The sequence below is a fragment of the Polycladomyces zharkentensis genome (genome assembly GCF_016938855.1).
GTDB lineage: Bacteria > Bacillota > Bacilli > Thermoactinomycetales > JIR-001 > Polycladomyces > Polycladomyces zharkentensis.
On sequence record NZ_JAFHAP010000017.1, the window covers coordinates 27591 to 39673 of the forward strand.

Annotated in this window: 9 protein-coding genes; 8 read left to right on the forward strand and 1 reads right to left on the reverse strand. The window is 50.9% G+C overall.

Going from position 1 to position 12083, the window contains the following annotated elements; genetic code table 11:
- The first annotated feature begins 206 nt into the window (after positions 1-206).
- From JQC72_RS15145 to JQC72_RS15170, 6 genes are all read left to right on the forward strand, one after another.
- Complete coding sequence (locus tag JQC72_RS15145; protein ID WP_205497250.1) at positions 207-1538, forward strand: GntP family permease; 1332 nt, start codon at positions 207-209, stop codon at positions 1536-1538.
- Positions 1539-1605: 67 nt separating this feature from the next.
- Positions 1606-2694 carry an alanine racemase gene (locus tag JQC72_RS15150; RefSeq protein WP_205497115.1) on the forward strand — a complete coding sequence of 363 codons (1089 nt, stop codon included), beginning with the start codon at positions 1606-1608 and terminating at the stop codon, positions 2692-2694.
- Between the two features lie 11 nt (positions 2695-2705).
- Positions 2706-4319, forward strand: a complete 1614-nt coding sequence (locus JQC72_RS15155; protein ID WP_205497117.1) for an N-acyl-D-amino-acid deacylase family protein — start codon at positions 2706-2708, stop codon at positions 4317-4319.
- 168 nt (positions 4320-4487) lie between these two features.
- Complete coding sequence (locus JQC72_RS15160) at positions 4488-4949, forward strand: RidA family protein (RefSeq protein WP_205497119.1); 462 nt, start codon at positions 4488-4490, stop codon at positions 4947-4949.
- A gap of 394 nt (positions 4950-5343) precedes the next feature.
- Positions 5344-5823 carry a DUF600 domain-containing protein gene (locus JQC72_RS15165; protein WP_205497121.1) on the forward strand — a complete coding sequence of 160 codons (480 nt, stop codon included), beginning with the start codon at positions 5344-5346 and terminating at the stop codon, positions 5821-5823.
- Positions 5824-6276: 453 nt separating this feature from the next.
- Positions 6277-6630, forward strand: coding sequence for a nuclear transport factor 2 family protein (locus tag JQC72_RS15170; RefSeq protein ID WP_205497123.1), 354 nt, complete (start codon positions 6277-6279; stop codon positions 6628-6630).
- A gap of 121 nt (positions 6631-6751) precedes the next feature.
- Here the strand turns inward: JQC72_RS15170 and JQC72_RS15175 are convergent, their stop codons facing one another.
- Entirely contained in the window at positions 6752-7276 is a 525-nt protein-coding gene (locus tag JQC72_RS15175) for a VOC family protein (RefSeq protein ID WP_205497252.1), read from the reverse strand.
- Positions 7277-7477: 201 nt separating this feature from the next.
- Between JQC72_RS15175 and dacB the strand changes: the two genes are divergently transcribed.
- Together dacB and JQC72_RS15185 are read left to right on the forward strand one after the other, a co-directional pair.
- Complete coding sequence (gene dacB / locus JQC72_RS15180) at positions 7478-10342, forward strand: D-alanyl-D-alanine carboxypeptidase/D-alanyl-D-alanine endopeptidase (RefSeq protein WP_205497125.1); 2865 nt, start codon at positions 7478-7480, stop codon at positions 10340-10342.
- A gap of 6 nt (positions 10343-10348) precedes the next feature.
- Positions 10349-11842 carry a family 10 glycosylhydrolase gene (locus tag JQC72_RS15185; protein ID WP_205497126.1) on the forward strand — a complete coding sequence of 498 codons (1494 nt, stop codon included), beginning with the start codon at positions 10349-10351 and terminating at the stop codon, positions 11840-11842.
- The last annotated feature ends 241 nt before the right edge of the window (positions 11843-12083 follow it).

A 12083-nucleotide genomic window follows, 5' to 3' on the forward strand; every position in this document is an offset into this window, starting at 1 on the left:
TCCCGAACGTACCCTCTCTAAAGGTAAAAAAATCTGATCGATTTGATGGAAGCGCTTTCTTTCCCTGCTTGACCCCTTCGTGGATGGATGTGGGTTGCCACACCGGATGAAGCGAGAAGCCCACGGCGACCGAAGGGAGTGCCTCCGGTGCTTCAGCCGTGCGGAGCAAGTCACGCGTGATCAATCAACGGAGAGAGGTGTTTTTCATGCCCTTGCTCATTACGTTCATTGCGATCGTTTTGTTGCTTGTCCTCATCAGCTACTTTAAGTTAAATCCGATCGTTACCCTACTTTTTGTCGCCACGTTTGTCGGCGTTGCAATGGGGATGCCTTTGCCCAAAATCGCAGACTCCATTAAGGAAGGGGTGGGGAATACACTCGGTCTTGTCGCGATCATTGTCGCCTTGGGCACGATGGTAGGTAAAATGATGGCGGAATCAGGCGGGGCCGAACGGATTGCCCAGTCCATGATCAAGCTTTTTGGCACCAAAAATATACACTGGGCGATGATGTTTACCGCTTTTATCGTGGGTCTTCCCTTGTTCCTGCAAGTCGGGTTTGTCTTGTTGATCCCATTGTTGTTTGCCATTGCTCGCAGAACCGGCACCAATCTTGTGAAACTCGGCATTCCTCTTGTGGCGGGGCTTTCGGCTACACATGGCCTTGTACCGCCTCATCCCGCGCCGATGGCTGTCATTGAGATGTTTAAAGCAAATGTGGGTTTAACGATTTTTTACTCGATTATTGTCGCTCTTCCCTCTGCGATCATCGCGGGACCGATATTTGGAAATTGGGTCAGTAAATATGTGCAGGCTGCCCCTTCACAGGAATTAATGGATCAAATGGCATCCAAAAAGACGGACCGACCGCTTCCTGGTCTTGGCATGACACTTTTCACCATCCTGCTCCCGGTCATTCTGATGTTGTGCGCTACGGTTGCTGATGTCACATTGCCGAAAGATCATACCGTGCGTTCCTGGATTGACTTTATTGGTCACCCGATCACATCCTTGTTAATTTCCGCTATTGTTTCTTTCTTTACCTTGGGTTCCAACCAAGGATTTACGAAAGATGAAATATTAAAATTTTCAAATGAATGTATTGGTCCTGCTGCTACAATCTTATTGGTGATCGGTGCCGGAGGTGCGCTCAATAATGTCTTGATTGACAGCGGTGTAGGCAATTATATCGCGGGTTTGGCGGTTCATTCGTCCATTTCTCCTCTTGTTCTTGCGTGGTTAATTGCCGCATTGATTCGGGTAGCCGTTGGTTCTGCTACGGTATCCATGATGACCTCAGCCGGAATTGTTGCACCCATCGCGGCAGCGGTTCCCGGAACCAGTCCGGAGCTTTTGGTTCTTGCCGCCGGCGCCGGTTCGCTCATCTTGTCTCATCTAAATGACGGCGGTTTCTGGTTAATCAAGGAATACTACAACATGAGCGTAAAAGATACGTTAAAGACGTGGACGGTGATGGAAACCATTTTGTCGATTGTGGCTTTGATATTGATACTCCTTCTCTCCATCATCGTGTCGTAGCATCTTGCAGACTGTGAATGTGAAGGGCTGTTACGGCCATCCATCATCAAAAAAGGAGGGATACGAGATGATCGAAACGCCGTGTATGATCATTGATGAACGAAAAATGGAACAAAATATTAGAAAAATGGCGCAAATCGCCGAAAAGAATGGGGTTCAACTGCGGCCGCATGTAAAAACACACAAAATTCCCGAGATCGCAAAGAAGCAGCTTGCGGAAGGTGCGACCGGCATTACCGTCGCGAAAGTATCGGAAGCGGAAGTGATGGCAGAGCATGGCATTCATGATATTTTCATCGCCTATCCGCTGGTCATCGAATCGAAAATTGAACGGGCGATTGCTTTAAGCAAAAACATCAATCTGATCGTTGGAGTGGATAGCATTGAAGGTGCGAAGAAGTTATCAGAACTGGCAAAAAAGCATCATCATACGCTGTCTGTTCGTCTTGAGGTGGATACGGGACTAAAACGGACAGGTGTGTTATACGAACGGGCTGTAGCCCTTGCAAACGAGATCAACCAGCTTGACAACCTTCGGTTAAGCGGGATTTACACGTTTCGTGGAGCTGTTTTCCAAGGGAAACCGACACGTGATTTGAAGAAGGCAGGATTGGAAGAAGGAAAACTGATGGTTTCGTTGGCAAATAAAATGAGGGAAGCCGGAATCGATATACAAGATGTGAGCGTTGGATCGACCCCGACAGCTGAGTACGCCGCACAGGTCGAAGGGGTAACGGAGATTCGACCAGGCACCTATGTATTTTACGACATGATGCAAGTCAATCTTGGTGTATGCAGATTAGATGAATGTGCCGCGACCGTTTTGACTTCCGTTGTGAGCAAACCATCGGAAAACTTGCTCATTATTGACGGCGGCAGTAAAACATTTGCCACAGATGTGCAACCCCATACCTGGCCATCCAATTTAATCGGGTTTGGATATATTACGAATCTGCCGGAAGCGATATTTGACAGGTTAACGGAAGAACACGGTATGGTTACACTCCCGGGCGACGAGAACATTCAAATCGGCGACAGGCTTGAGGTGATCCCCAACCATATTTGCAGCACGGTGAATCTTCATAATCATGTGTATATAAAAAACGAGCAAGGACTGACCAAGGTAACGGTGGCCGGACGCGGAAAGTTGGACTGAGGAGGGAGCTTATGCTCGATTTATTGATTAAAAACGGCAGAATCGTGGATGGAACCGGCAATCCTTGGTTTTGGGGGGATGTGGGAATTAAAAATGGAATGATTACGCATGTGGGTTTGGTTGATATTGAGGCGAAAGAAGTGATTGACGCCGGTCATCAGATCGTCTCGCCGGGATTTATCGATGGGCACTCGCACGCCGATCTTCTCGTATTGCAAGATCCTCATCACGATGTGAAGCTGCAGCAAGGTGTCACCACGGAGGTTGTTGGAAACTGCGGATTGGCTCCGGCGCCGTTTGTCAAAGAGCGTGGGGACTTGTTGAAACGTTATATTGAACCTGTGATCGGCAACACTCCGTGGGCTTGGCCGTGGGAGTCTGTGGAGGAATACATTCAAACACTGATGAAAGCCGGCATATCTGAGAACGTATCAACTTACGTTGCCCACGGCGCTTTGCGTATTGCCGTTATGGGATTTGAAAATCGTCCGGCCACAAAGCGTGAGATGCAGAACATGAAGGATTTGCTTGAAGAAGGGATGAAGGCGGGAGCGATCGGTTTATCGATCGGATTGTTATATGCACCGGGCCGCTATGCTTCCAAAGAGGAGTTGGCGGAACTGTGCAGCGTTTTACCCAAATATAACGGATTATTGTCCTCACACATTCGAGGAGAAGGAAACAATTTGATTCAGTCAATCAAAGAAGTCATCTGGATTGCAGAGAAAAGCGGTGTACCATTGCACATCAGCCATCTGAAAGCTGCCGGAAAACGCAACTGGGGCAGTGTTGCAGAAGCGCTTCATCTGATCGATGACGCCCGTGCCAGAGGCTTGGATGTCACTTGTGATGTATATCCTTACAACGCAGGATCAACGATGTTGACCACATTATTGCCGCCATGGGCACTGGAAGGCGGGGTAGAGGCTTGCCTGTCCAGACTGCGGGACTTGTCTCTACGCAAGCGTATCAAGCAAGAGATGAGTGAGGAGCAGGAAGATTGGGATAATCTGATCGTATCGACAGGATGGCAAAGTGTCATCGTTTCATCCGTATCAGAAAAGAATCAGCACCTGGAAGGGCGGAGCATTCTTGACATCAGTCAGGAGTTGGGAAAGGACCCTTGTGATACGGCACTGGATTTGCTGCTTGAAGAGGAGGGAAATGTATCGATTGTGTATTTCCATATGTCCAATGATGACGTGGAACAAGTCATCAAGTATGATCACTCTCTTATTATCTCTGACAGCCTCGGCTGCGTGACGGGTAAACCGCATCCACGGCTTTATGGAACTTATCCCAGACTGTTTGCGAAATATGTTCGCGAGAAAAAAATATTGTCTCTGGAGCAAGCCGTTCGCAAAGTGACTTCTTTCCCGGCGCAAAGATTTAACCTCGGCAAACGCGGATTGCTGAGACCGGGTTACCATGCTGATATCACCATCTTTGATCCGAATCAGATCATGGATACAGCGACCTATCAGGAACCGATGAGCTATCCGGATGGCATTCGCCACGTGATTGTCAATGGAGTGAAGACAATTGAACATAAGAAAAACCTTCATGCAAACGGGGGTTGTGTCATTCAAGCTCATCGTTCTCTGTATGCTTGTTGTGATCATTAGGTTTTCAACAAGAAAAGATTTTCCAATTCCCTCTGTTTGGTATCATCCCATGGTTTGGCGTAAGAAGTTGACAGATCAGTAAGGAGCAGTGATGAATCAGCTTATTCCGCCAATGAATTCATGATCTGTAGAGCAAATGGCAGACCACGAACCAGGAGGTTATGAACCATGTCTATGATCGAAAACAAACTGAAAGAAATGGGAATCGAGTTGCCAAAAGTCAGAAAACCGGTAGCACAGTATGTTCCCGCGAAAACGGTTGGTAATCTCGTATTTTTATCCGGAGCGGACTGTCGTGTCAACGGTGAACTCCTGTACAAGGGAAAAGTCGGCAGTGATCTTACTGTAGAACAAGGTTATCAAGCCGCCCGACAAGTGATGATAAACTTGTTGGCTGTCTTAAAAGAACATGTTGGTGATCTGGATCGGGTGAAACAAATAGTAAAACTTCTTGCCTTTGTTAACTCTGCAGACGGTTTTGTGGAGCAACCATTTGTCGTAAACGGTGCTTCTGACTTGCTGGTTGAAGTATTCGGAGAGAAAGGTCGTCATGCTCGCTCTGCGATTTCCGCAAATGAACTTCCATTTGATACACCTGTTGAAATCGAGATGATTGTCGAAATTGAATAAAAAATGATAAGATAATCATGAAGGAAAGACTCCGTACGAAGTGAAGGACGGAAAAACCACCCATACCTGTAACCTACCTTTACCATAAACTGCTGTAAGGTCAAGCAAAAAGCCATTAAGTCTATGAAGCACTCCTTCATAGACTTAATGGCTTTTTTATGTCGCAGCAGGAACGCGCGTTTATTGTCGAATGTCCCCGACATCGAATAGTGTAAATAGATGAAGGTGGGCGTAGTTTGATATTAAGAGCATACAGGGCGGTAGCAAGACCACGTGATACGTCCCACGGCCACCCTTTTCTCGTTTTTGACCAAGGCCGAGTAGTTTTGATGTAGAGTATTCAATTGATGAGGAAGAACGTTTTATACATATCCAGAATTAGGAGTGGGAAAACATGAAAAAAGTATTTGAAGATTATCTTGCAGAGTTACAAGCTGATATTGTGGCGATCTGTTTAGAGTATGTTAATGACAGAGCAGATGATATCTATATGTACTGTTCCTTTGAACAAGGAGCGTATTCATTTGATGTATTCTATAAAATTAACGGTAAGGTTGTTCGTAAACACCAACTAAACGAGGCATTAGAAGAGCTTAATGGACAACCTAATGAAATTTATGATGTTTCAAGAGAAAGACAATGGAGTATGCTACGAATAGGAGTTAATTATTTTAAGGAGATTCATAAGAAATGTAAAGAATTTAATAGGGAGATGCCTACTGAAATTAAAATGCATTACAATGTAAAAGAGAACAAACTACGAGCAACATATAAGTATGATTTAGTCTGGTCTAATGACGAAATGCTATTACCAGAAGATATTTTTCTTTCTTGGTTTGAAGAAGTGAGTAAAGAAAATAATACAGGTGATTGATGAGAGAGTTATAGGGTTAGGATCAAGAGCGATAACACACGTAAGAAATAGCGTGAAATCGCTGTTTTAAGCGTATTTTGAATGGAATGAGTGGTCGGCCCCTTATGCTCAACTGTCAGCGCATGTTTAGGAAGTACTACTTCATAGGCCAGTTTCTTGTGGTTCTAGGTGTTTATGTCACTTGTGGAACATGCGCTAAAATCATTCGTGGGTGGTTTTTCTTTTCCGGAACCGACCCTGTACTGAACAATATTGATATAGAGTAGCTGGTGGTTATTCATGTATCCAGCCATATGCTGTCGCTGTCTTTTGCTGCAAGATGTACAGGAATTTCAACCGCCCTGTTTGGTACATATTTTATTTGGATTATTGGTAAAGTTTTGTCCCATCGGTAGGAATTGCGGGGGAGAAGAAAGAATAAAAAGGGAACCGGGGTGGGGAAGGAGACAATCCATGATGAAAACAGCGAAACCGGAAGCACCTGAACAATTGGTGCAAATCCAGTTGGAAGCCTACAACCACCATGATTTGGAGCTGTTTCTGTCAGTTTACAGCCCTTATGTTATGGTGTACGACCATCCCTGTGAACCCGTCATGTCCGGTCTCGACGAGATGAGAGAACATTATGCACGACTGTTCGAACAAAATCCCCAAATACACGCCGAGTTGATTCAACGAATTACCATGGGTCCTTATGTGATCGACCATGAGCGAATCACCGGACGGAACGCAGAGCCGTTGGAAGCGATCGCCATTTACGAAGTGAGAGATGGACTGATTCAACAGGTATGGTATGTACAACTGTGATAAGATACGGGAGTGAAGGATGTGTCGCGCCATCTTTCAGTAGCTTGGAAGTCTCAATTGTGGACTCCTTGGCTTCCATCGCATGGATTGCGACAATACAGGACAGGGAGAAAGCACACCCTCATGTATCAACACGGGCCGGAGAAGCATAGGATTGGGCCATGGATCGGGTGTACATTTCCACTACGTTTCCGTCCGGATCTTTAAAATAGAGCGCCCGGTATTCCGGTTCAAATTGCCGGATGGTGACGGGAATGCCGAGCGATTGCAACTGTTCAAAAGTGCGGTCGAAATCTTCTTCCTCAATGTACAGGGCAAAATGCACATGTTTGCCGCCTTCATCGTACAGCTCGGGAGATGGCCAGGAGGTAACGGGTTGATGTTGGATTTTGCGTTCCTCCGGTGTCCATTTCCGGGGAAGCCACAACCCCAACCGGGTGTTTCCCCCGACATACAGCCAGGTTGCCCAGACATACGGATGTTGGCGGCTCACAAATTGCTCGGCTCGGAACCCGCTCTTGCCGGGTTCCCATTTCCATTGATCCACGATGGGGAACCCGAGCACTTCCGACCAGAAGTGTACGGCTCGGTCCATATCCGCCACTTCCAAAACCAATTCCGACACGCCTTTGACGGGGAGTTTCATCACTGGTGATCCCTCCGGGTCAAATATAATGAAGCGGCAATGATGGATTACCCACTTTTCATCATTGATAAACATCATTGTTGAGTCGTGCTGCTTCACCTCAAAGATCCTGTCCAACCAAGGATTTTCCGACAAATTTTGATAAAATTTTTAAGAATATTCAGTTATAATGGAAATGTCCGTCACAAAGGAGGGGAGTACATGAAGCGTTGGGGCAAGTGGTTGGCCGTATGGTTGACCGTTTTACTGGTTGTTTCCGGTATCAGTCTGCCCGTTCGGGCGGGAACGGTGTCGGCGGACCAGCGGTTGGATGCGACACTCAAACACTACGTGGCCGAACTCCAAGAAAACCCCGAGACCAGGGGGATGCTGGTCGGTTACGAGGTGGTGTCACTCGAGCGTGGTCGAACCCTGTCTGCACTTCGGGAGCACAACACGTTTGTGCCGGGCTCGACGGTAAAGCTGCTGTTGACAGCGGCGGCATTGGACCGTTGGCCTGCGGGTGCGCAGATCCCTACGGAGGTGTGGTTGGACGGTACTCTCACCCCCGGCGGGATCTTGCGGGGGAATGTATGGCTCAAGGGATATGGCGACCCTTCATTGGACGAAAGGCAGTTGCGAAAACTGGCGAAATCGCTTGCGGACCGGGGCATCCGCAAAGTGGAAGGGAATATCGGTGTGGATGACCGGTACTTCGATCGAGCGCGTCTGGGCACCAGCTGGATGTGGGATGACGAACCGTATCCGATCAGCGCACAGATCGGGGCGTTATCGGTGGATCACAATACGGTGCGCGTACAAGTGAAGCCGGGACGTCACACGGGACAAGCCCCCCGCGTGACGGTGACACCCGCACCGGATTATGTGCAGGTGATCAATCGGGCGCAGACAGTGGAGGGGGACCAACAGCAGCTGACGATTGCACGGACTCGCGCCAAAAATGAAATCGTCATCACCGGAACAATCGGAGAGGAGCATACGGGTGTCACGGTAAGAAGAACGGTGGAACAACCGGATTTGTTCACCGGTTGGGTGTTTAAGGAACAGCTGAACCGGGTGGGGATTCGTTTCTCTCCCTCCACTCAGGTGATAACGGGCGTATTGCCTTCCTCAGCGGAGCGGGTCTTCCAAGTGTTATCGCCGTCCGTGGATCAGTTGTTACGACGGATGATGAAAACCAGTGACAACTTTTACGCGGAAATGTTGCTCAAGCGGCTGGGGGCGACGGAAACGGGAGTCGGCAGTGCGGAAGCAGGGATCGAAGCGATTCGCAATTTCGCTGCGCGTGCGGGAGTGGACATCGACTTCCGTCAGGTGGACGGGTCCGGCTTGTCCCGTCAGGACGTGGTGGCGCCCCATCATTTGATCCAGTTGCTCATGGCGATGGACAAGCATCCGGCGCGGGAGCGTTTCTGGTCGTTTCTGCCCGTGGCCGGTGTGGACGGGACACTGAAAAACCGTATGACGGGGACCCCTGCGGAAAACAACGTACGGGCCAAGACCGGAGGGGAGTTCGGACTCGTGGGGATGACCACGTCCCGTTCGGGGGAACGATTGGCTTTTGCCGTGTTGATCAGGGGTGCGAAGGAAAAGGCGTTGTCCAAAGCGTTTCAGGATCGCATCGCAGTGGCGGCGACCACGTATCCGGATTTGCCCGATCCCGGGGAATTGCCGCCCGAAGACGCTTATCTGTTAACGGAACGGTTGAACCCGCTGTTGGATGCTGAACCCTACCGGGGAGTCGTCAGCGGGGTGATGGTGGAGTCGCTGGATCGCGGGGATTTGCTGTACGAGCGAAACGGCTCTGCCCTGCTGACACCCGCCTCCAACGCCAAGCTGTTTACCTCGGCCGCGGCGTTGGGGTTGTTGGGACCGGACGCCCGTCTGCATACACGGCTGTTCCGAACCGGCCCGATTCGGGATGGTGTGTTGTACGGTGATCTGATTTTGCAAGGGGGAGGCGATCCCACCTTGGCCACGGAAGGTTCGCTCCGTGTGCAGGAAGGCTCCACGATTGACCAGATGGTGAAGGATATTCAAGCCGCGGGAATCAAGCGGGTCACCGGAAACGTGATCGTCGACACCACGGCGTTTACGGACGATGTGTACGGTCGCGGATGGTCTTGGGATGACGAAAACGAATACTACCAGCCGCAGATCACGGCCTTGTCCGTCAACCGGGGAACCGTTCGGCTGGACTACCTGCCCGGGGGACAAGCGGGTGACCCGATCCGGCTCAGCTTGACACCACAGACGCGCTATGTCGATGTGATCAACACCGCCGTCACCGGTCCAGCCGGCTCGGAAAACACGCTCTCCATCTCCCGTGATCGGGGAACCAACACGATCCGGGTATCGGGCAGTCTCCCCCTGGACTTTCAGGGAGACTACACGCGTGTTCCCGTGGAAAACCCGCATTTGTATACGGGTGAAGTCTTGCGGGAGCAATTGGAAAATGCGGGGATCTCTTTTGACCGGCCCGGTGCTGCGCGGGCGGGAACTGTGCCGCGGGGAGCCGAACCGGTCCGCGATTATCCGTCTCCGCCGATGTCCGAGATCGTCCGCTATATGAACAAAAACAGCGATAACTTTTATGCCGAGATGTTGATTCGGGTGCTGGGACTGGAAAAAGCGGGATCGGGCACGGCACAGGCCGGCGTGGAGGCGATCAACTCCTACATGCGCCAATTGGGATTGAACGTTCGACCGGATTTGGTCGACGGCTCCGGATTGAGCAGGCAGGACCAATTGTCTGCTGAGGAGTTGGTGCAATTGTTGATGGCCGTTTCCCATTCATCCGTCGCTGCTCCGTTTACTGATTCGCTTCCCGTGGCCGGTGTCGACGGCACGTTACAGAGCAGGATGCGCAACACCGCGGCGGCCAACAACCTGAGGGCCAAAACGGGATCGTTGACCGACGTGAGCGCTTTGTCCGGGTATGTACGCACCAAGGATGGGGAACGGTTGGTGTTTTCGATGATCATGAACGGATACACCGCCGGTTCACTCCGCCAATTGCAGGATCGGATCGGTGTGACGCTGGCCGAATTCCAACGAGGGGAGTAATGGGAGATGCGCACATGGTTTGTATGGCTGTCCCTGTTCGGTTGGCTGTGGATGTCGCTGGTTCCGCAACCGGCGCTGGCGGACACACCACCCCGGGAATTTCGCGCATTTTGGGTGGACGCGTTTCACGACGGGTTTAAAACGCCTGAACAAGTGAACAAGCTGATCGCTGACGTGCAGAAGTCGCATGCGAATGCGGTTATCGTGCAGGTGCGCCGGCGCGGGGATGCGTATTTCAACAAAGCCTTGGAGCCCCGTACCGAAGATCCCGCGTTGCAACCGGGATTTGACGCATTGGCCTACCTGATCGAAAAAGCGCACCAAGCCCGGCCGCGGATCGAAGTTCATGCTTGGCTGGCCACATTGCCGATCTGGAATTCGGCCACTCCCCCCAAGTCGCCCCAACATGTGTTCAATACGCACGGCCCGTCGGCACGGGGACGGGACTACTGGCTGATGAACCGGGTCGACGGGGTGAACCGGAACGGTGCCGACTATGTGTTGGATCCGGGACACCCGGACGCGTTGGATTACACGGTGGAACAATATCTCAACGTTGTCCGCCAATACGATGTGGACGGCATTCATCTGGACCTGGTGCGGTATATGGGGCCGGAGTGGGGTTACAATCCCGTCAGCGTGGAACGGTTTCAACAACAGACGGGAACCACCGGCCTGCCCGACCCGCAGGACGAACGATGGAAAGCGTGGCGCCGGGAACAAGTCACCTTTCTGATGCGCAAAGTCTATCTGAAAGCAATCGCCATCCGTCCCGATATCAAGGTGTCCGCCGCGGTGATCGCTTGGGGTTCGGGCCCGTCGTCACCGGAAGAATACCGGCAATCCGCCCCTTACACGCAAGTGATGCAGGATTGGGACGGCTGGCTGCAAAACGGATGGATTGACATGGCCATCCCCATGAACTACGACCGGGAACACGTGGAGACGCAAAAGTTGTGGTACGATCAATGGATCGAATGGGAAAAGGATCACCAGTATGGTCGGCAGATCGTCATCGGTCCCGGTGTGTACCTCAATTCCATCTCCGGCACGCTGGCGCAGGTAAAAAGGGCGCAGATGCCCTCTGCCAACGGTCATCGCGCCGCGGGAGTCAGTTTGTACAGCTATGCGGAAACCAACAAGGACAATCTTCCCAACGACTCGTTGTACACGGCACTGTCGCAACCCAACCCGTACGGGGAGCCGGTATTTGCCGAACGGGCGGAGATTCCGGACATGCCGTGGAAATCCCATCCTGCCAAGGGTTATTTGATGGGAAAAGTAACAGATGCCAAGGGGCAACCTATGGACGGTGTGACGGTGGAGATCAAGGGGCACGGCTTGAAGCGTTATGAAAGCAAGACGGACGGCAGTGGATTTTTCGGATTGTCCGACTTGCCGCCCGGTTATTATCTGGTGAAAGCGGACGGCGCGGTGCCCAAAGTGGTCCAAGTGAAAGCCGGCCGGGTGACAGAGGCGGATTTGCAGATGATGAGGTGAAGGGTTCACTTACTCTTTTGTCAGACATCGTTTCGTTCCGACACGATGACAGCCCTCCAGTCGGAGGGCTGCCTGAGACTGTTGGCAAGCAGGAGCAGTTGCACGAAATTCGCTACACACGGATCAGGAGCTTGTCAGATTAAAGCACATCATATAGCTGTGTGCCAGCACATCAAGACATGGGCCTTGCACTTCTGGAGTAGTGGCAAGGAACACAAAGACGCGCTCTTCCCCAATCTCT

Coding starts and splice junctions, on each gene's coding strand:
- JQC72_RS15145 (WP_205497250.1), top strand. CDS start 207: ATGCCCTTGCTCATTACGTTCATTGCGATCGTTTTGTTGCTTGTCCTC.
- JQC72_RS15150 (WP_205497115.1), top strand. CDS start 1,606: ATGATCGAAACGCCGTGTATGATCATTGATGAACGAAAAATGGAACAA.
- JQC72_RS15155 (WP_205497117.1), top strand. CDS start 2,706: ATGCTCGATTTATTGATTAAAAACGGCAGAATCGTGGATGGAACCGGC.
- JQC72_RS15160 (WP_205497119.1), top strand. CDS start 4,488: ATGTCTATGATCGAAAACAAACTGAAAGAAATGGGAATCGAGTTGCCA.
- JQC72_RS15165 (WP_205497121.1), top strand. CDS start 5,344: ATGAAAAAAGTATTTGAAGATTATCTTGCAGAGTTACAAGCTGATATT.
- JQC72_RS15170 (WP_205497123.1), top strand. CDS start 6,277: ATGATGAAAACAGCGAAACCGGAAGCACCTGAACAATTGGTGCAAATC.
- JQC72_RS15175 (WP_205497252.1), bottom strand. CDS start 7,276: ATGAAACTCCCCGTCAAAGGCGTGTCGGAATTGGTTTTGGAAGTGGCG.
- dacB (WP_205497125.1), top strand. CDS start 7,478: ATGAAGCGTTGGGGCAAGTGGTTGGCCGTATGGTTGACCGTTTTACTG.
- JQC72_RS15185 (WP_205497126.1), top strand. CDS start 10,349: ATGCGCACATGGTTTGTATGGCTGTCCCTGTTCGGTTGGCTGTGGATG.